The 18,572-nt window shown below is 37.3% G+C and carries 22 protein-coding genes; 7 read left to right on the top strand and 15 right to left on the bottom strand.

Going from position 1 to position 18,572, the window contains the following annotated elements; translation table 11 throughout:
• Window positions 1–5: 5 nt before the first annotated feature.
• The 11 genes from MP478_RS01625 to MP478_RS01575 form a co-directional block, all read right to left on the bottom strand.
• Complete coding sequence (locus MP478_RS01625; protein WP_257189375.1) at window positions 6–1,184, bottom strand: zinc-dependent alcohol dehydrogenase; 1,179 nt, start codon at window positions 1,182–1,184, stop codon at window positions 6–8.
• A 175-nt stretch (window positions 1,185–1,359) separates the two neighbouring features.
• Window positions 1,360–1,659 (bottom strand): hypothetical protein, encoded by a 300-nt coding sequence (locus MP478_RS01620; protein ID WP_257189376.1) that lies wholly within the window; start codon window positions 1,657–1,659, stop codon window positions 1,360–1,362.
• A 67-nt stretch (window positions 1,660–1,726) separates the two neighbouring features.
• On the bottom strand, window positions 1,727–2,347 hold the full coding sequence (locus MP478_RS01615) for a ferritin-like domain-containing protein (protein WP_257189377.1): 621 nt from the start codon (window positions 2,345–2,347) through the stop codon (window positions 1,727–1,729).
• 72 nt (window positions 2,348–2,419) lie between these two features.
• Window positions 2,420–3,235 carry a KGG domain-containing protein gene (locus MP478_RS01610; protein ID WP_257199385.1) on the bottom strand — a complete coding sequence of 272 codons (816 nt, stop codon included), beginning with the start codon at window positions 3,233–3,235 and terminating at the stop codon, window positions 2,420–2,422.
• Window positions 3,236–3,452: 217 nt separating this feature from the next.
• A complete protein-coding gene (locus MP478_RS01605) occupies window positions 3,453–4,049 on the bottom strand; it encodes a Crp/Fnr family transcriptional regulator (RefSeq protein WP_257189379.1) in 597 nt (198 codons plus the stop codon).
• A 610-nt stretch (window positions 4,050–4,659) separates the two neighbouring features.
• A complete protein-coding gene (locus MP478_RS01600) occupies window positions 4,660–5,256 on the bottom strand; it encodes a Crp/Fnr family transcriptional regulator (protein WP_257189380.1) in 597 nt (198 codons plus the stop codon).
• A 67-nt stretch (window positions 5,257–5,323) separates the two neighbouring features.
• On the bottom strand, window positions 5,324–5,731 hold the full coding sequence (locus MP478_RS01595; protein ID WP_257189381.1) for a cytochrome C: 408 nt from the start codon (window positions 5,729–5,731) through the stop codon (window positions 5,324–5,326).
• Window positions 5,728–6,009: a hypothetical protein gene (locus tag MP478_RS01590; RefSeq protein WP_257199384.1), complete on the bottom strand. Its 282-nt coding sequence runs from the start codon at window positions 6,007–6,009 to the stop codon at window positions 5,728–5,730. Before MP478_RS01590 ends, MP478_RS01595 begins: the two co-directional genes overlap by 4 nt.
• Window positions 6,009–7,007, bottom strand: coding sequence for a cbb3-type cytochrome c oxidase subunit II (locus MP478_RS01585; RefSeq protein WP_257199383.1), 999 nt, complete (start codon window positions 7,005–7,007; stop codon window positions 6,009–6,011). Before MP478_RS01585 ends, MP478_RS01590 begins: the two co-directional genes overlap by 1 nt.
• 11 nt (window positions 7,008–7,018) lie before the next feature.
• Window positions 7,019–8,770: a cbb3-type cytochrome c oxidase subunit I gene (locus MP478_RS01580; protein ID WP_257199382.1), complete on the bottom strand. Its 1,752-nt coding sequence runs from the start codon at window positions 8,768–8,770 to the stop codon at window positions 7,019–7,021.
• Window positions 8,771–8,884: 114 nt separating this feature from the next.
• A complete protein-coding gene (locus MP478_RS01575) occupies window positions 8,885–9,097 on the bottom strand; it encodes a hypothetical protein (protein WP_257189385.1) in 213 nt (70 codons plus the stop codon).
• Window positions 9,098–10,074: 977 nt separating this feature from the next.
• Here MP478_RS01575 and MP478_RS01570 point away from each other — a divergent pair.
• Both MP478_RS01570 and MP478_RS01565 read left to right on the top strand, forming a co-directional pair.
• Entirely contained in the window at window positions 10,075–10,458 is a 384-nt protein-coding gene (locus MP478_RS01570) for a hypothetical protein (protein ID WP_257199381.1), read from the top strand.
• Between the two features lie 116 nt (window positions 10,459–10,574).
• Window positions 10,575–11,171, top strand: a complete 597-nt coding sequence (locus MP478_RS01565) for a Crp/Fnr family transcriptional regulator (protein ID WP_257189388.1) — start codon at window positions 10,575–10,577, stop codon at window positions 11,169–11,171.
• Window positions 11,172–11,214: 43 nt separating this feature from the next.
• Here the strand turns inward: MP478_RS01565 and MP478_RS01560 are convergent, their stop codons facing one another.
• Complete coding sequence (locus tag MP478_RS01560) at window positions 11,215–11,811, bottom strand: Crp/Fnr family transcriptional regulator (RefSeq protein WP_257189389.1); 597 nt, start codon at window positions 11,809–11,811, stop codon at window positions 11,215–11,217.
• A gap of 635 nt (window positions 11,812–12,446) precedes the next feature.
• Between MP478_RS01560 and MP478_RS01555 the strand changes: the two genes are divergently transcribed.
• Window positions 12,447–13,040, top strand: coding sequence for a Crp/Fnr family transcriptional regulator (locus MP478_RS01555; protein ID WP_257189390.1), 594 nt, complete (start codon window positions 12,447–12,449; stop codon window positions 13,038–13,040).
• 2 nt (window positions 13,041–13,042) lie between these two features.
• Here MP478_RS01555 and MP478_RS01550 read toward each other — a convergent pair whose 3' ends face one another.
• Window positions 13,043–13,324 (bottom strand): hypothetical protein, encoded by a 282-nt coding sequence (locus MP478_RS01550; protein ID WP_257199380.1) that lies wholly within the window; start codon window positions 13,322–13,324, stop codon window positions 13,043–13,045.
• A gap of 43 nt (window positions 13,325–13,367) precedes the next feature.
• On the opposite strand from MP478_RS01550, the gene MP478_RS01545 reads away from it, so the two are divergent.
• The gene (locus MP478_RS01545; RefSeq protein WP_257189392.1) at window positions 13,368–13,862 is read left to right on the top strand and encodes a DUF421 domain-containing protein; all 495 of its coding nucleotides are present in this window, start codon (window positions 13,368–13,370) and stop codon (window positions 13,860–13,862) included.
• Window positions 13,863–13,923: 61 nt separating this feature from the next.
• On the opposite strand, the gene MP478_RS01540 is transcribed toward MP478_RS01545, so the two are convergent.
• Together MP478_RS01540 and MP478_RS01535 are read right to left on the bottom strand one after the other, a co-directional pair.
• A complete protein-coding gene (locus MP478_RS01540) occupies window positions 13,924–14,412 on the bottom strand; it encodes a DinB family protein (protein WP_257189393.1) in 489 nt (162 codons plus the stop codon).
• A 214-nt stretch (window positions 14,413–14,626) separates the two neighbouring features.
• Window positions 14,627–15,220 carry a Crp/Fnr family transcriptional regulator gene (locus tag MP478_RS01535; RefSeq protein WP_257189394.1) on the bottom strand — a complete coding sequence of 198 codons (594 nt, stop codon included), beginning with the start codon at window positions 15,218–15,220 and terminating at the stop codon, window positions 14,627–14,629.
• Between the two features lie 440 nt (window positions 15,221–15,660).
• Here MP478_RS01535 and MP478_RS01530 point away from each other — a divergent pair, with 440 nt between their 5' ends.
• From MP478_RS01530 to MP478_RS01520, 3 genes are read left to right on the top strand one after another with little or no spacing between them, the layout of a single operon-like run.
• Window positions 15,661–16,743, top strand: a complete 1,083-nt coding sequence (locus MP478_RS01530; protein WP_257199379.1) for a pentapeptide repeat-containing protein — start codon at window positions 15,661–15,663, stop codon at window positions 16,741–16,743.
• Window positions 16,744–16,752: 9 nt separating this feature from the next.
• Window positions 16,753–17,505 (top strand): ABC transporter ATP-binding protein, encoded by a 753-nt coding sequence (locus tag MP478_RS01525; protein ID WP_306552712.1) that lies wholly within the window; start codon window positions 16,753–16,755, stop codon window positions 17,503–17,505.
• An 11-nt stretch (window positions 17,506–17,516) separates the two neighbouring features.
• A complete protein-coding gene (locus MP478_RS01520; RefSeq protein WP_306592460.1) occupies window positions 17,517–18,284 on the top strand; it encodes an ABC transporter permease in 768 nt (255 codons plus the stop codon).
• Window positions 18,285–18,572: the final 288 nt, after the last annotated feature.

Below are 18,572 nucleotides of genomic sequence, written 5' to 3'. Positions count from 1 at the left end.
TATATTTAAAATGCTGACAATTTCCAGGGATCCAGGACAACTTTAACACATCCGTCCTGCTTTTTATCAAAAATTTCATATCCTGTGGCAACATCTTCCAGCGAAAGGCGGTGCGTGATAATATCATCAAGCTTTACACGGCCACTCTGTACATGATCCATCAGGGTATCAATAATAGGGTGAACATTACACTGTCCAGATTTTATGGTAATTCCTTTATCAAAGATCTGCCCCAGCTTAAAATTGTCATAGTTAACAGGGTAAACCCCCAGGATTGAAACTGTTCCACCACGTCTTACAGCACTCATACAGGCTTCCAATACTTTTATAGAGCCTTTTTCAAAATTTAGAACCGCTTTTGCCCTATCTAAAAAATTACGGTCAGGCTCAAAACCTACAGCATCAATACATAAATCGGCACCTCTTCCACCCGTCAGTTCCCTTATCTGCTCAATGACTTCTTTAGGATCCTCCCACAGAATAGTTTCACAGCCTGTCAGTTTTTTAATCTGGTCAAGCCTGTACTGGAGCGTATCGATAACGATAACTTTACCGGCATTATGGAGAATGGCACTTTTAACGGACATTGACCCAACTGGCCCGGCCCCGAAAATGGCTACTGTTTCTCCGCCCTTCAATTCTCCCCACATTACTCCGGTGTAACCGGTAGGAAAAATATCGGTCAGAAACAGAACCTGCTCATCACTTAGCTCCCCCGGAACTTTCCGTGGCCCGAAGTGTGCATAAGGAACCCGTACATATTGTGCCTGTCCTCCGTTATAGCCACCATACAGGTCAGTATATCCAAAGAGTGCACCTCCTTTTTCTGTAATAAGACCTCCTTCAGGCCCGTAATGTTCAGGATTACTGTGTTCGCATGCTGTGGGAAGGTTATGCTGGCAGAAATAACATCCGCCGCAGGCAATAGGAAATGGGACAACCACACGGTCTCCCACTTTTAAGTGAGTGATATTTTTTCCGGTCTCTTCAACTATTCCCATGAATTCATGCCCCATAACCATAGGCCGAAGCTGCGGAATACCTCCGGAATACATATGCAAATCGCTGCCGCAAATAGCAGTTGATGTTACTTTAAGAATGATATCCGTGGAATCCTGAATAGCCGGATCATCAACGGTATCACACGTTATGCTTCCGGGAGCGTGAAAAACTGCTGCTTTCATAATTTTAATATTAAGTGGTGTGAGGGTTATAAGCTTACTCAGATTGTGAAACAGGTTTATTTTCTGTTACAGGATCCCATATTCTACATTATCAATTGTCAATTTTATGATGAGCTGTAATTTATCTTATCAGAGTATAAACACCAATAAACTGTGATTTTCTCTGTAAAATAAATTAAGGGCAGGTTTTTATGAGTTTCTCAAAGCAGTGGAGATCTTCATTTTCATTCATCAGCAGATAGAACATGGTTCGCAAGGGTTCATCTTTTCCAATACTGCTGAAATCTTTAAATTCAGCAATTAAAGCCTGGGTATTTTCCGATTTTGGAGTGTTTAAGAAAATAAACAATAAAAAGATGTTTATTTTAATTTCCTTGGCATAAATTAAAGCCTCCTCTTCAATCCATTCTCCTTTATTCTCAATCTTGCTGAAATGTCCGGACCGCAGTATTTTTATAAATTCCTGTCGATTCATATTTTGTTTCATGGTTAAAGATGCCATATAGACTCACCGCCTATATGGCATTATGAATTAAATGAATCTAATCTTCCTGTTCTGCATCAAGATTAATGAATGTTTCTGCAATTTCGGTAAGATTATAATCTGTATCTTCTTCTTCCTGAAGTGTTTTTTCAAGCAGATCGGCAGCTTTATCATGCCCCATGGTAATGGCAAGCTGGGCAAGACCTCCGTAGGTGGCAATTTCATAATGCTCCACTTTCTGTGCGGCAATAATGAGGGCTGCATCTCTGGTCATAGATCCTTCTTTGGTAGATTTTATGGTTTCTTCCCCTTCTTTTATAATTCCTTTTATAGCTTCACATTCCTTTTTCTCAGGTTCCTCGTCAATCAGTTTGAATACTTTCTCAAGCCGGCTTACATGTTTCTTGGTCTGAAGCTGATGGTCTTCAAAGGCGTCTTTCAATTCTTCTGTTGTCGCTGCTTCCTGCATTTTTTCCAATGCCTCTATAATGGCATTTTCTGCGAAATAAATATCCTTAAGAGCACTTACAAAGAATTGATGAAGAGAAGAATTTTTCATGCTGTCCTTTACCGAAGCATTGTCTGCTTTCATTTTTTTATCTGCTGTGGCATTTCCTCCGGATGTTGAAGCTGATGCCGATGCAGTTGTATTGCTATTTTCTGTTGTTTTTGTTGCCATGATATGATGTGGTGTTTGAATTGAGTTAAAAGATTACCCCTTTAAAAAGTATAAAGAGGTAATCTAAAAAAATTATGAATTATTACGTCTTCCGCCAAATCCTGATCTCCCTGATCCTGAAGATCTTCCGCCACCATGAGAGGCCTGACCTCCCATACGGGCAATTCTGGTACGCTCTGCTTTACTCATGGAAGCAAAGCCTCTTCTTGAAGTTCCGTTTCCTGAGCCGGAACCACGGCCTGAACCTGAGTTACCGCTATTTCCGGATCTTGAGCCTGAGCCTCTTGAACCGCTATTGGAACCTGATCTTCCTGAATTTGAATTGGAAGATCTTCCGCCACCGTGAGAAGCTTCACCTCCCATACGGGCAATTCTCGTACGTTCTGCCTTACTCATGGAAGCAAAACCTCTTCTTGAAGTTCCATTTCCGGAACCTGAAGAAGACCTTCCTCTTCCTGATGAGCCAGATCTGGAGCCAGAACCAGACCTCGACCCTGAACCGGATCTGGATCCTCCTCTTCCTCCTGAAGTGAATCTACCCTGACTGTCTCTTTGCTGGTTACCACCACGGGAACCTCCTCTGCCACCAGAGTTTCTTCCCCTATTATCATCGTCATCATCGTAGTCATCATCATCGTAGTCTTCGTCATCATAATCTTCATCATCATAGTCTTCATCATCATAATCTTCGTCATCATCGTCATAACTATTATCATAGTCATCATAATAATCCTCATAATCAGAGAAATCATCATCATAATCCTCATCTTCAGATGCATCGTTATAACCATGGTCATAACCTAATTGATAAACTTCCTCTAAAGTAGATCTTTCACTGTTTGAAGAATTACTTCTTGAGCTACGATTGCTTGAATTTCTAGTGTTCATAACTGAATGTTTTAAAAATTAATATATAAGTGATGTATTGCCAATCTTAACTAGTATCAGAAAAGCAATGGTTTGGTTTTTTGGTGATAATTTTCATTAAGCTGAACAGCTTATGTAACTTCCATAAAAAGAAGACTGTAGATCTTTAATCAGATTGTTAGACCAAATTTACAACAGAATAATCCGGTCTTTTATGACTGGCATCATATTGATGCAATTAGTATAAAATTTTTCTGTTAATGATTTTTACAATTTTTTCTTTTTCCATACGTTTGATGGTTTTAATTGCAGTTTCTACACGGATTCCTGTAAGGCTGGCCAGCTGCTGCCTGGTAAGAGGTATCTGGAAAGAAAATGTACACTGTTTTTTTTGAGAGCTTTTCAGATAATCCATGACACCAATAAGTCTTTCCTCAGGGCTTTCCAGAGAATTTTTCTGAAGCATAATGTATTTATAATAAAGTCTGTCTGCCAGCACCTTACAAAAATCAAAAAACAGGTGAGGATGCTTTTTCAGCATACTTAAGAAATCTTCTTTACATAATCTGAGAATAGTGCACGGAGAGATAGCAACAGCGTTCATTGGATATAATTTATCTCCAAATAGCAATGACTCGCCAAAACTTTGTCCATCATATAAAATGTTCTGTATAAATTCTTTTCCTTCCGCATTACAATTATTCAGTTTGACTTCACCATTTACTATTTGATAATAATATAATGGGGTATCTCCTTCGTGAAAAATAGTTTCTTCGGGGCTGTATCTTTTTAACCCAGCGCCTGCTGAGCTTAAAATTTCTTCGCTAATAACCATAATCTTTTTTTTACTGTTAATAAATTTTAATCATCATCTTAGTAAAATTTATTAGGTTGATAAAATGTATGAAATGCTTCATTTACCGATCATCCGCTATCAGCATCTTATTAAAATTGGAGTGGTCTTTGAAATATGATTTAACAGCATTCTTAAATTCGTAATTACGGATTCACTGCTTGTCAGAAGATAATCTGCTGTTTAAAATTGCATCAGTAGCTTCAGCTGAAATGGCATGAAGTGCTGCTCCGGAGATCCCGGTTTAATGAATCTGCAATGTCTGAGAATTCTCTGAATGTACTATCTTCTGTAAGGCAGCAATGAGATAAATATCTACCTGTGACGACAAAAACATCTGCTGAATAGTATGGAAATAATGTAATAGGCTTCATAATATTATTTTTGGTGTGTATTTGCAATATGCTTTAAAATAAAATAATTATGATAAATAATTAATAATAAAATTAAAGAAGAGATATTAACTAAACTATGATGCAGATCATAAAATTTTTTTTTTAGCATAAAATTAACAGTCCACATATATTTCACTTCTGTCACGTATTTTCCTTTACACAGCAAACTTTTCCGGAGTCTGTTTAAAGTAGGTATCCTAAAAATAAATTTTCCTATCCTTAATCATCACTACTTTTTTCCTTTCCATATCTTTAATAACCCTGATGGCTGTTTCAACACAAAGCCCTGTAAGGCTTGCCAGCTGCTGTCTGGTAAATGGTATTTTAAAAGAAAATGGAGCCTGGTCTTTTTTTGAGGCTTTAAGATAATCCAGTACACCCATTATCCTCTCTGAAGGATTCTGTGATGAGTTGGATTGGAGCATAATATACTGATAATAAAGACAGTCTGATAATTCTTTGCATAGGTCAAGATATAACTGAGGATATACATTGAGCATACTGAAAAAGTTATTCCGGCATAGTTTTATAATTAAAGAGGGCTCTAAAGCAACAGCATCCATAGGATATGGCTTACCAATGAACAGGAGAGACTCACCCACGCTTTCTCCTTCTGTAATTATTTTCTGGATCAGCTCTTTCCCTTCTTTATTATAATTATTGAGTTTTACTTTCCCTTTAATAATCTGATAATAATAATACGGAGTTGCTCCCTCATGAAAAATAATATCACCGGAATTATATTCTTTTACTTCAGCTCCTGCTGAAAGCAAAAATTTTTCATTAATAACCATAGGATTTTTTTAAAAATTATATGTTTTTGTTTCTTATTAACGTTCAATCTTTAGAGATTCCTGCCCGCTATTGCACCGCGGAGCTCGTTATCTCATAATAAACAGCCCATCCTACAAACAGAATAATAATAACCCATATCCAGAAAGGTATTGTTTGAGGGGTTTCACTACCGGTAATGAGAAAGCTTTTCTGGTTTCCCTTATCATAAGCATTAATCATCAATGATAATGTACCATCTACCACATCTTTATTTTTCAGGCCTTCAATTTTTATGGTAGGGCCGTTGGCAACGGTAAAACTTATTTTTCTGATTCCTTCTTTTCCTGATGGAGACCGGCTGACAATTTTCAGAACATGATCACCATCGGGAAGTTTTTTGGTATCCAGATCAAAAACAATAGGAGTTTCCAGCTCTGCAATAGGATGCAGATCATTATCTATGAAGAGAAAAACTTTACTTCTGTCTTTTGTCATAACATGATATTTTCATCTGAAAAAACCGAATATTTAATATGTTTCCTATCTTTTTCTCCCGGTTTTACCAGATATTTAATTGAAAATATAAAAGCCAAAACTGTTATCAGGATAACAATTCCTACAATAAACCAGTCCCAGCCGCTCTCGGGGCCGGTTCCATGCGTAAGATCCTTAGTAACTTCGGGCTGACGAAGCTGGCACGCATCACATGCCAATGCATAGGTGCCCCATAAAATCAAAGTCACATTCAGTGCATTTACTATTAAATTTTTCATTATTGCTTTATTTTATCATAGATTACTTTTACTTCTTCCAGGGTCACTTTTTTTGCATTATTTCCCCAGCTCGTTCTTTCATGGTTCATGATAGCGGTAACATCTTCAGCGGTAAAATTAGCATTGGTTCCCACCGCCGGCATTGTTGCAAATTCAGGCCTCGGATCATATCCTTTCATAATAATCGTTACATAGAGCTCCAGATCACCCCCTGTGACTACCGGACTGCCTTTCAGCGGAGGGAAAGCCCCGGGAACTCCTTCCCCGTTTGCCTGATGGCAGGAAGCACAGTTCACGGTAAAAAGCTCTCCTCCATCAGGAAGATTGGAGGAGCCGGAAGCACCTTCACCTTCTTTTTTTACCTGTTTGTAAAGGAATGGCGGAACAATAGATTTATCGGTATAATCAGTCTGTTTAAGTGATTTCAGATAGGCTACCAGCTGAAGAGCCTTTTTTGTAGCTACTATTTTCTTTCTTTTATTTTTAATAAATTTCTCCGGCACCTTAACTTCAACATCACCGGGCTGCAGATAGTCTCTTTCTATAAAAAGAAATTCATAGGAAGGCATTATGGATGCCTCTACAGCAGCCCTTGGCTGGTAAAGATGAATCAGGTGCCATTCAGCACTTGGCTGCCTTTCCCCTACACTGGTAAGATCGGGGCCGGCTCTCTGTGTTCCCATCAGATTGGCTGTATTTCTCCAGAAATCCGTCCTTCTGTTGACAGCAAAATCAGCAGGAATACTCGGTCTTTTGCCAAAAACATTATCCATCTCAACATTTCTTACCTGCTGGGTATGGCATGCCACACATCCATTTTCAATATATACCATTTTACCGGCCCTTTGTTCATTTGTCAGTATTTTTGCCTGACGGGGTAAAGGCCTGTTAATCCTTTGGTTATCAAGAGCAGGAAGTACAGCTATATAAAGTGTAAGAAAGATAAAGAGACAAAGTGCCGAGCCGAAAAGTATTTTATGGTCATTTAGCAGTATCATAATTTCTTTTTTTAAGGGTTAAACTCTGTACGGCTATGCTGCCTCTTTGCTGCCAGGATTTCAGCGGGTGTCTGTGGAATTCTCACATTCCTGTCTTTGGTAACCATTCTGTAAAAATTGTATGCAAAAATAAGATGGGCCACCCACATCATAGTTCCCCCTATTGCTCTCCATAGCCAGAAAGGAAACATATTGATAACGCCGTCTATGAAAGGCTTTTTCTTCATCCACATCAATCCTGTCTGTGTTCCGCCGATCATTAATGCTATTACATAAAAAAGTAAGCCGATTAAAGCCAGCCAAAAATGCATTCCTACCAGCAGCTTCGGAGGCTCATTGCCAGTGAGGCGCGGAATTAAAGTATATGAAAATGCCCAAAGCATAAAAGTGATGATCCCATACATGGTGAGATGAGAATGGGAAACTGTAAAATCTGTAAAATGCCAGAGCAGGTTGGTATATCTGAAAGCTTCTACGGTACCCTGAAAAGATCCGGTAAAATAAAAAATAATCGCCATGAAATAAAAAGGAAGGGTATAGCTGTTTTTAAGCTGGTACCAGGCACCGCTAAATGTTAAAAGGAAATTAGTAGTTCCTGCTGCCACCGGTATCAGCATGCCGACACTGGCAACAATTGCCGTGGTCTGCAGCCTCCAGGGGATAGCACTGAAAATAAAATGATGGGTTCCGATCAGGGTATAAAATAATATGTGGGTCCAGAAAGCCAGGGCCCCCAGGCTGTAGGAATAAATCGGCTTATTAAGCTGCTGTGGCAAAAAGTAATACATGAGCCCAAGGTTAATCATCATAAACCACATTCCAATCGCCTGATGCATATAATATCCCTGGGTAATTGTCTCTCCTACTCCGTCCTGCCATATCGGGATATAGCCTACTATAATGACAATAACAATAAACATAAATCCCGAAATAATATACCAGTTTGAGATATAGATTTCCTTGACAATTCTTTTGACAACAGGCTTAAACAGATTATGTGAAGAAAGCGCTACCCCTGCTCCGAACGTAATCATAATAGGCCATATATATTCCCTGTACTCACCGCCTCCGTTATTCACTCCGGCCAATAAAGATATTGTTCCGGCCAGCACTGCAGTATTGATCAGAATTAAAGAAATATAACCCTGCCTGATATTGTAATTTTCAACGTTACTTACCCTTGTAACGACATAATATGAAAGCCCCACCATGGCTAAAGATGCCCATCCCCAAAATACAGCATTGGTATGGGCTGGCCGCAGCCTGCCAAAACTCAGCCAACTGGTATGCTCAACATCGGGTGCAACGTATTTGATACCGGCATAAAGCCCAAAAGTTGTTCCTATGATCAGCCACAGGATGGCAGTTCCTAAAAAGTAAAGAATAAGCCTGCTGAGTTCCGGGCTTACATACTGCAAAAACGATGAGGTCCTTCTTTTCGTGGGAAATACCCGCAATTCTTCGACAGAATTGATATTCTGAATAATTCCCTTTTCATCAGAAGGCGGAAGGGTACCTGCAAGCTGGTTTTCCGGAAGCTGAAAATTAAGTTCTCTTTCTTTCTGTTCATATTCTTTAAGCTCCTCTGCAGACATATTTTCAATCTTCTTCTGAACTTCCGAAAGCTCTCTATGCCTTAATATCCTTGCATAAATGGATAAGAACTTAAAGATAAGAACCACCAGGACGGCAATAATTACGATCAACATCAGTAATAATGTTATCTGAATACCCGTCTGATTAAGTAATGACGATTCTCCCATAATAAAAATTTAGGGTTTATAGAGTAAAAGATTCCAGTGAAATACAATGGAGATGATCAGTATACAGATCTCTAGAGTCCGATTCTGTGGGTGGAAAAGTAGCTTACAGTGAGGTTACTTACTATTTTTAATAGAATCTACATCGTAAGCTGTACTGTCCATAGGAAGCGTAGTATCACCGGAATCCGGTGTTACCTGTGCTGTACCGGTAACCATGCTGTCTCCGGTATTTATGCTGTCAATAGATCTCGGTTGAGGCTGGGCCTCCTTTTTACAACTCATAGCAGAGCAACCCAAAATTAAGGTTATCAATACGAATGACTTCATAATATTAAATTTTGTGATGTGTGTATTACAAAAATATAAAGACTGATACTGAACATTTTATGATTGATATCATAAAAATTTATTTTTATCAGATTATTATCAAATATTATTTATGATTTTTAAAACAATACATTTAAACTATTAACAATACTTATAACGCATTACTTTACAATTTATGATGGTGGGATTTATAAATTTATGACATACATCATAAATTACTATCCACAGTTCTCTATTCACTTAAGAATCCTTTTCTGAAATATCAGAAGGGATCACACCAATAAGCTATTAGATTTAAATATTAATAATGATTTTATACACAGACTGCTTATAATCAATAATTCATAAAAGAAGCCTCCCTGAAACAGGGAGGCCAAGAATATATGGAGTCTAAAAAAGTGTTAACGTGTTATGGAATCATTCTGTTTTTTTGATTGTTGCAGTGTATCTGAACCACTTCGGTAAGCGGTTGTATCTGTTGGCGGGTTTGAAGGTGTTGCAGGAGTCACATTTGCCGAGTCATAAGCGTTGGGGGTTACTGTGGAGTCAACCCGTGTCTCATTCTCAATGTTTTGTTTTTTACAGCTGAGCATACATACAGATATACCAAGCATACATAGCAATGAATTTTTCATATCAATATAATTTGGTTTGAATAATAATGATTGCCGGTACCAATCATACAGTCAAAATTATTCATTTACTTTACTCCTGTTTATGAGTGAGATCACAATCTTATTTTTATAACCTTCCGCATCAAAAAAATGCGTAACCCGTTAAAATACCATCAATTACAAGGTATATGATCTGAATCATATGGGTGTAACTACCAATCTTTATAAATTTGATATGAATCACCTGGGTAAGAATGGTGAGCCTTTCTGCATCTATACAAATACTTGCTTTTTCCCATATCCTGGATTCATCTGCCAGGCGACAATGAGCTTAATGGAGTACAACCAAAACCACCAGATATCATGAAAATCACAGAGCTAAAAATACAGAATCTCGTTAGATATAAAAACCAGGTATATTCGCTTACGGAGGTATTCCAGAATGAAGATGAAGAATACTGGGTTAAAATAAAAAATCCGGAAACCTGTTTGTGTGTACCTGCCAAACTGATAAAGCCTTTAAAAATAGATGAATCGTGGCTTATAAAATTCGGTTTTATTAAAACCTATGATTCACAGTATATTGTACGATTTGAAAGGGGGCAGGAGTCTTTAAAATATGATATTGATCTCCGTGATATGCATTCTATGACCGGACTGAAGCTTTACGGAAATAATATAAACTGTATGTATGTACACCAGTTCCAAAATCTTTTTTCCTTTTTATTCGGGAAAGAGCTGATGTGAATATAACTACCGGAATCACCTCATAAAAAAATCTGATAATGAAAACAAAATACTTAAAAAACCTTATGGCATCGTTTGTAACGTAACCGGACGATACCATAGCTTAATAATTTGCTATGCTTATTGATATTGATTTACTGTCCCAATATGGTGGATTTACTGAAACTTACGGTCCATCTGATGTTATTTTTGAAGAAGGAGATCTGCCCCAGTTCTACTATCAGATCATTACCGGCTCCGTAAAGCTGAGCCATACTAACGAAGAAGGTAAAGAACTCATTCAAAGCATCTTATCTGATGGACAAAGTGTCTGCGAGCTGTTATCTTTCATTAAAGAAACATATCCGGTAAACGCCATAGCCATTTCGGAATGCAGCATTATAATGGTTCCTAAAACTGATTTTCTGCAGCTTTTAGATGATCATCATCAGGCTGCATTAGATGTCCGGCAGTTTATTGCGGAGCGGCTTTATCAAAAGTTTATTCTGATGCAGAACAATGCCTCTAAATATTCCAATGTAAGAATTAAGGGTATTCTAGCCTATTTTAAGAGTTTGAGTGAAAATCAGAGCCCCTATTCTTATGAGCTTCCTCTCACCAGAAAACAGTTAGCATCCATAACCGGGCTGCGAATTGAAACAGTGATAAGAACTGTAAAAAAAATGGAAGCAGACAAAGTGCTGAAAATTAAAAACCGCAAGATCTACTTTTAATTTCCAGTTGACATTATACAACAATCAGCTATATATCAATGTATTAATAGAATATTTTTCCATTCTTTATCACAAGGTTTTCATTTTTCTCCATTCTCTTTATTACCCTGATTGTGGTTTCCAGAGAAAGCCCTGTAAGTGAGGCCAGCTGCTGCCTGGTGTAGGGGATCTCAAACGAATATTTATCTTTATTTTCTTTGGCTTCTTTCATTTGGTTCATCAGCTCCACTAACCTCTCTTCAGCATTTTGACCTGAAATCTTCTGCATCAACACCAGTTTTTCAGAGGTTCTTTCCGATAGAGTCGTATACATATCCAGAAAAATAGCAGGATTATCCTGCAGCAGCCGAAAGAACTGATCTCTTCCTATTTTGAGGACACTGCACTTTGTAAGCGCAACCGCATTTACAGTATATGGCTTTCCCAGAATAAGCATTGATTCTCCGAAGCACGAATTATCTGAAAGAATTTCCTGTATAAATTCTTTTCCGTCTTCCTTATAGCTGTTAAGCTTCACTTCACCCGTCACAATTTGATAATAAAACTGCGGTATAGCCTCTTCACGAAATATATAATCACCAGCAGTATACTGCTCTTCAATTGCCTGTACTGAATGCAAAAGACTTTTTTGGATAGACATAATGTAATTTTTAATGTTTGCTTTGTTGTGCGTTATTGCAGTAGAAGACTGATAAGGTATTTAAAGTCCTGAATTTATTTTCCTCTTAGTTTTCAAACGTATTATAGTATGAACAAACGCTTGTTTTTTTGAGAGTCAAAAACAAAAATCTTCCTTCAGTCTGCCATTGCATATGGCTAAAGATCTACAAGATGCTTGCTTTATAAAGAAATTTCAAATTCAAAACTGTAGATTTCACAACTTGCCCAAGTATTGCATTCATATTTTTCTTAAATGATATATTTCAAAGGTAACCTATAAGCAAAGCATATATTATGACATAGGTCATATTTTAAAACCTTTTAAAAACATAGGATTCTTACAATGCTATTACAAGCTATCACCTGGTTTTCAACAATTTAAAGGTACATATAAAAAAACTAGTAATCATTAGCAGCTTATTACCCTAAAAGCAGATGTTCATTATACTGATCCGCTACCACTATTTCAGCAATTCTATGAGGTATAAAAAGCGCACATGAAAAGTAATTTAAAAGCCTTTTTTGATCTGAATCACATTCAGAGAAATATTAAATTAATATATTTGTGATAAGTATTCACAATCAAGCTATGTGAAAGCTGTTTAATTAGGAGTTATGGTCATACAAGAAGACTTGCTCATTACTTTTGGAGCAGACATTATTCAATTACAAAAATCTCAGCTGCTCTTTGAAGAGGATAATACTCCCGTATATTATTTTCAGATTAAAACAGGTAAAATAAAGCTTACCAATTTTCAGACTAAAAAAAAGGAGTTTATTCAGAGTATTCATGAGGAGGGCGATTCTATTGGTGAGATTTTTTTATTCTCTAAATATAAATATCCCGTTAATGCTGTCTTAATGGAAGATTGTACTGTATTTAGATTAGAGCACTCCAAACTTTTAGAATTGCTAGCCTCAGATTTTGAAATTCAAATGAAATTCCTTCATTACTTAGCAGAAAGATCATACTACAGCTGTATTTTTTTAAATAGCTTAACATCAGAAGATGCTACCCACCAATTACTTACAGTACTCAACAATCTAAAAGGCAGCCAAAATACAGAACGCTACTCCTATAAAATACCCTACACCAGAAAAGAACTTGCTTTTTTAACGGGTTTAAGAATTGAAACCGTCATCAGGACTTTTAAGAGAATGGAAAGTGAAAACCTGATTAAAATAATTAAGGGCAGAGTTTACTATTAATATTAACCAATACATGTAAGTTCATAAAAAGGCCTTCCGTAGTACGAAAGGCCCAGTAGCATCGTAGATGGAATTATGCTTGCATTAATCATATACAAATCTAGGAGAACTTTCTGATGAGGATCATGATTGGAATCATAAAGATAAACCCGGCCTGTATTTTTACAGTTCTTATTGGATGATCCGGCTACTCTTAATACAATCCTTCCATGCCTGATCAAAGTTTTTGCTATGGTATCAATCGTACAAGAGTCATTTTCATATTGAATTCTTCTTACAGCCATTCAGATTCTGACGGATTTTATATTTTTGTTTAAAATGAAACTTATGGATTCTTTAAGAGAACTCTGGGGAAACGGAACATCATTAAATACACTCCAAATGGCATGTCGAGGTGTCACGGTTTTTGTACTCGCTCTAATCCTGATCCGTATTTCAGGCAGGAGATCATTTGGCATCGGATCTCCTCTCGATAACATTATTGTAATGCTGTTGGGTGCCATTCTGAGCCGTGCAGTAGTGGGAGCCTCCCCTTTTATTCCAGTTACCATAACATGTACAGCAATTGTCCTTTTACACAGATTTTTCAGTTGGTATAAAGGGAAAAGCAGCCGTTTCATCCATCTGGTTGAGGGAGATAAAATTATGGTGTTTCAGGACGGTAAGTTTATACAGGCCAATATGGAAAGGGCACAGCTGCATAAAGAAGATATTATGCAGGAACTGAGGAAAAGAGCGATGACTGATGATCTAAATCAGGTCAAAGTCATCTATATTGAGCGAAACGGCGAGATCAGCATCATAATAAAACAAGCATATTAACCAGGCTCATTAACTATCCGGTATAAAAGATTAAACATGAAGCCTGAAAACTGATTGGAAATTACTTTTTTAAAAATTTAATGGTAATACCGATTTGTCCGAGATGGTAAAAATCGTGGTGGATAAGTCCTGTTACCAGATACTGGAAATTATGCGGAAAAGACGGTTTGGCAAATAGATAAGGACTATACAGATAGTCGTCATCTTTTTCTTCCAGAAATGATATAATCTGTTGTTGGCTGATATAAAATTCCTTTAACAGATTTTCCCAGCCTTTTACTTTGAGATCCTCATTACTTCGCCAATTAGAGGCATCCGTCATTTCAAGACCTCTTGGGTTCCCTTTAAGTCTGCTAAAAGCCTCTTTACGCCATTCTGTTAAATGTGAGATAATTTCCGCAACACTGTGCATATCCGGAATAGGGCGCTCAAAAGCCGTTTGTTCATCAACCTGTAAAAGTTTTTTTTCGAAGTTTTCGTCAATCCACAAGTCAGCATTTTCAACATCTTTCAATTGCTGAATTAAATCTTTAATTAAAATATTTGTCATTTTTTCAATGTTTAAAGAGTATGATTTATTATTCTGAATTTTCAATTTATAACAATTCACCATAAAATCGTCGTCTGCATTCTGGATAAGTTATTTCAAAAGTGAAAATACTGACCTTACGATCTGTTCCAGCAGCTTTTTGAAGCCATCTTTATTATTGCAACACAGCTCAAAATGAAAAAAATCATTGGTTACGGGTGAGCATTTGACTAATTTAATAATAGATCTGCCGGTCTTTAATAGTAACCAGTTTATCCTTTTCCATTTTTTTTACTGCACGAATTACTGTTTCTACCCGCAATCCTGTCAGGTTTGCAATCTGCTGTCTGGTCAGCGGGATCTGGTAGTGTTCTCTTTCCCTGCTAAAATATTCTTTATAATAATCCAGCAATGCTTTGATCTTGGACTGTGGGTCTATCGCTGAATTATTAAACAGCATGATATACTTATAATAAAGCCTATCTGAGAGGTGCCCGAATAGTCTAAACATAATTTCCTGATTGTTTGAGATCAGTTGAAGAAAGCTGGATTTTGCTAATTTCAGTACCTTGGTGTCGGTCTTTGCAATAGCATTCATCGGATACTTTTTATTTCCAAAAAGCAGAGATTCCCCTATGCTTTGTCCTTCAGAAAGAATGTTTAAGGTGAATTCCTTTCCATCTTCGTGGTAGTTATTCAATTCTACAGTTCCACTTATAATCTGGAAATAATAATGCGGTGTATCTCCATTCTGGTAGATAATTTCCTTTGCGGAATATTCCTCATATACTGCTCCATTGTCGAGCAAAAGATTTTCATCGATTATCATATCTTTAATAATATTTTGTTATGGTTACAATGTTGATCTTAGTAAAATTGGAGATAAACCGAATACAAATTTCAGACCATATTTATTTAATAATTTATCTTATAAAAAGTTGGAAATACACCCAGCTCTCAACGAAACCATCTTATCTCAGGACCATGTTTTTAGAAAATAGAATAAAACAGAGATATGATTTATAATCTGTTAAAATAAGGTGAACCAAGAATAATTGAATTGGAAATTGATTTTAAATGATCCAATAAAATCTCTTTCAGCCATAGCCAGGCATATCATTCTGTAGATTTCAACAAAAACAACTTTATGTTGTCAGTAACAACTATAAGTAGTGCAAATACAACTATATGTTTTGTGTATTTTGAGACTCTATTAACACATCTATTCTACCTTTGTAGTGTCGAAAAACTAAAATAAAAATACAATATATGTTAAATACTAAAATGATCGGCAGTAAAATTGTTGAGGCCCGAAAGAAAATAAATATTTCTCAAGCCAGGCTTGCTGAACAGCTGTTCATCAGCCCTCAGGCTGTAGGAAAGTGGGAACGTGGGGAATCAATGCCGGATATTATTACTTTAAACCGTCTGGCAGAAATTCTAAAAGTTGATCTGAATTATTTTTCGGAAAACCCAAGTCTTGAGAGTACAGAAATAGAGGCAGCTATACCTGATATGACACAGATGGATGAAATGCCATCTATAAAAAAGGAGAAAAAACTGATCTGGGATATGTCAAATGGCAGCTGGGTGGATACTGACTTTTCGGGGTTGAAAAACCTGCATGAAAAATTCAGTTCCTCCAATATGCAGAAATGTCTGTTTATCGGTTCAGAAATGTCGGGGCTTCTTTTAAAAAACAATAATGTAGAGGGTTGTGATTTCTCAAATTCGGATATGGGCAGCAGTCATATTCAGAACTCCCATTTACTCAACAATACCTTTAGGAATACTTCGTTGGAAGAAGCTGAATTTTCAAAAAGCTATGTCAAAGGATGTGATTTTTCTGATGCCCATTTTAAGGGAGTAAATCTTCAAAAAAGCAGCTATATTGAAGGGTGCAACTTCTCCCATTCAGATTTTGGAAACAGCCGCATTTTCAATTCCTATTTATCCGACAATATCTTTACTGCCTGCTCGCTACAAGAAACTGAATTTTCTGAAAGCCATATAAGTGAATGTGATTTCACGGGTGCTGACTTTACCGGAGTGGTTATTAAATCCGGCGGACTGGAAAAAAGCATTCTCACAAAGGCGACTTGGAAGGCTACCTCTTTTTATGCCACACAACTTGCAGATCTGGTTTTTGAAGGTACATTAGAAGACTGCAGTTTTGAAAATTGCAGTTTTAAGAAAGTCATATTCCAGAATACAACTCTTATTAATACTTTCTTTAAAAACAACAATTTAAAACGTGTTCAGTTTATCAACTGCAAAGTGGATAAGATCACCTATGCTTTTTTAAAAAATGGAAAGGCAGATTTGACTGAAGTCACCATACTAACATTATAAAAAACACCTATGTCACAAAATAAAATGGCCATCTCGGTGAAGGGTTTGAGAAAATCTTATAAAAACGTTCCTGTATTGACAGGAGTAGATATTGACATCACAGCAGGCTGTATTTTTGCGCTGCTAGGCTCCAACGGTGCAGGCAAAACTACGGTTGTTAAAATCCTTACTACCCTATTGAAACCGGATAGCGGAAAGGTTACCGTAAACGGATTCGATGTAGAAATGAACCCTGAAATGGTGCGGCAGTCAATTAGCCTTACCGGGCAGTCAGCAGCTGTAGATGAGATCCTCACAGGAAGGGAAAATCTAATAATGATCGCCAAACTGAGACACCTCAGAAGCCCAACACTGGTTGCAGACAATCTGCTAAAACGTCTCGGATTAAATGATGCTGCCCACAGAAGGGCTTCTACTTATTCGGGAGGGATGCTTCGCAGACTCGATATTGCCATGAGCCTTGTAGGAAAATCACAGATTATTTTTCTTGACGAACCTACAACAGGGCTTGATCCGGAAGCCCGTATTGAAGTTTGGAAAATTATTAAAGAGCTTGCTGATAATGGTACCACAGTATTTCTTACCACCCAATACCTGGAGGAGGCTGAACAGCTTGCTGACAGAATTGCCATTCTCCATAAGGGGACAATTATTGTGAACGGCACACTTGCTGAACTGAAAAAACTGCTTCCTCAGACAAAAGTAGAATACATTGAAAAACAGCCAACCCTGGAGGATATATTTCTTTCAATTATCGCATAAAAAAGAAAATTATGGAAACAATTAAAACCTATTTTTTTACAGATATGAAGGTGATGCTTGGCCGATCTATGCGTCATGTAATGCGCAGCGCAGATACAATCATCACCGTCACTGTGATGCCAATTGCCTTAATGCTGCTATTTGTCTATGTGCTCGGGGGAGCAATAAAAACAGGATCAGACAATTATGTAAATTACTTATTGCCGGGCATACTGATCATTGCTATTGCCAATAGCATTGGTTATGTCTCCTATCGTTTGTTTAATGATGTGCAGCGGGGTATATTTGAAAGGTTCCATTCCATGCCGGTTGCACGTTCAGCCGCAATATGGGGACATATTATGACTTCACTGGTATCTAACCTTATTTCACTTATTATTATTGTTCTCATTGCATTAATAATGGGATTCCGTTCACCGGCAGGCATATTGTCATGGCTTGCCATAGCTGGTATACTTATACTTTTTATGCTGGCTCTGGCATGGATTGCCGCCATTGCCGGATTATCTGCAAAATCAGTGGATGGAGCAACCGCAATTGCTTATCCTATTCATTTCCTTCCTCTGATTAGTTCGGCATTTGTACCAACAGAGACGATGCCCGGACCGGTCCGTGCCTTTGCAGAAAACCAGCCTGTAACCTCAATTGTGGAGACTATCCGTGCTTTACTTTCAAATCAGCCGGCAGGTCATGAAATATGGATTGCCCTGGCATGGTGCACAGGAATTATGCTGGTCGCTTACTTCTTTGCAATGCGGGCATATCAAAAACTGAACTGAAGACATGCTTAGAAACCCTTCCTGTTTTTTTCAAGTATATCTGCTATGGCCCGCTTAGAAAAAATTAATAATTTGGATTCTATTGTTACCACCTGAAACCTGCATTTATAAACATTATTCTTTTGTATTAAAACAGGTTAATGATCTGAATTAATATAGAAACTGCTCCACAGCGTTTGAAGCATATCAAGGGATAATCAATCTGATTTCTTTTTCTAAAAATAAAGAGATTAAATATCAATTTTTAAAGCTCTTAAATGATTAATTTAGCACAGAATTAAATGCACT

The organism is Chryseobacterium sp. WG14, from assembly GCF_024586945.1.
Classification (GTDB): domain Bacteria; phylum Bacteroidota; class Bacteroidia; order Flavobacteriales; family Weeksellaceae; genus Chryseobacterium.
The sequence above is the reverse complement of the archived record's forward strand: the minus strand, read 5'-3'. Positions and strand labels throughout refer to the sequence as shown.

Bases quoted from the DNA above. Each gene is read 5' to 3' on its own strand.
- MP478_RS01595 (WP_257189381.1), bottom strand. From the start codon at position 5,731: ATGACAAAAGACAGAAGTAAAGTTTTTCTCTTCATAGATAATGATCTG.
- MP478_RS01550 (WP_257199380.1), bottom strand. From the start codon at position 13,324: ATGGCTGTAAGAAGAATTCAATATGAAAATGACTCTTGTACGATTGAT.
- MP478_RS01580 (WP_257199382.1), bottom strand. From the start codon at position 8,770: ATGGGAGAATCGTCATTACTTAATCAGACGGGTATTCAGATAACATTA.
- MP478_RS01590 (WP_257199384.1), bottom strand. From the start codon at position 6,009: ATGAAAAATTTAATAGTAAATGCACTGAATGTGACTTTGATTTTATGG.
- MP478_RS01625 (WP_257189375.1), bottom strand. From the start codon at position 1,184: ATGAAAGCAGCAGTTTTTCACGCTCCCGGAAGCATAACGTGTGATACC.
- MP478_RS01570 (WP_257199381.1), top strand. From the start codon at position 10,075: ATGAAAATCACAGAGCTAAAAATACAGAATCTCGTTAGATATAAAAAC.
- MP478_RS01555 (WP_257189390.1), top strand. From the start codon at position 12,447: ATGGTCATACAAGAAGACTTGCTCATTACTTTTGGAGCAGACATTATT.
- MP478_RS01545 (WP_257189392.1), top strand. From the start codon at position 13,368: ATGGATTCTTTAAGAGAACTCTGGGGAAACGGAACATCATTAAATACA.
- MP478_RS01605 (WP_257189379.1), bottom strand. From the start codon at position 4,049: ATGGTTATTAGCGAAGAAATTTTAAGCTCAGCAGGCGCTGGGTTAAAA.
- MP478_RS01585 (WP_257199383.1), bottom strand. From the start codon at position 7,007: ATGATACTGCTAAATGACCATAAAATACTTTTCGGCTCGGCACTTTGT.
- MP478_RS01520 (WP_306592460.1), top strand. From the start codon at position 17,517: ATGGAAACAATTAAAACCTATTTTTTTACAGATATGAAGGTGATGCTT.
- MP478_RS01560 (WP_257189389.1), bottom strand. From the start codon at position 11,811: ATGTCTATCCAAAAAAGTCTTTTGCATTCAGTACAGGCAATTGAAGAG.
- MP478_RS01575 (WP_257189385.1), bottom strand. From the start codon at position 9,097: ATGAAGTCATTCGTATTGATAACCTTAATTTTGGGTTGCTCTGCTATG.
- MP478_RS01540 (WP_257189393.1), bottom strand. From the start codon at position 14,412: ATGACAAATATTTTAATTAAAGATTTAATTCAGCAATTGAAAGATGTT.
- MP478_RS01615 (WP_257189377.1), bottom strand. From the start codon at position 2,347: ATGGCAACAAAAACAACAGAAAATAGCAATACAACTGCATCGGCATCA.
- MP478_RS01610 (WP_257199385.1), bottom strand. From the start codon at position 3,235: ATGAACACTAGAAATTCAAGCAATCGTAGCTCAAGAAGTAATTCTTCA.
- MP478_RS01535 (WP_257189394.1), bottom strand. From the start codon at position 15,220: ATGATAATCGATGAAAATCTTTTGCTCGACAATGGAGCAGTATATGAG.
- MP478_RS01530 (WP_257199379.1), top strand. From the start codon at position 15,661: ATGTTAAATACTAAAATGATCGGCAGTAAAATTGTTGAGGCCCGAAAG.
- MP478_RS01600 (WP_257189380.1), bottom strand. From the start codon at position 5,256: ATGGTTATTAATGAAAAATTTTTGCTTTCAGCAGGAGCTGAAGTAAAA.
- MP478_RS01525 (WP_306552712.1), top strand. From the start codon at position 16,753: ATGTCACAAAATAAAATGGCCATCTCGGTGAAGGGTTTGAGAAAATCT.
- MP478_RS01620 (WP_257189376.1), bottom strand. From the start codon at position 1,659: ATGAATCGACAGGAATTTATAAAAATACTGCGGTCCGGACATTTCAGC.
- MP478_RS01565 (WP_257189388.1), top strand. From the start codon at position 10,575: ATGCTTATTGATATTGATTTACTGTCCCAATATGGTGGATTTACTGAA.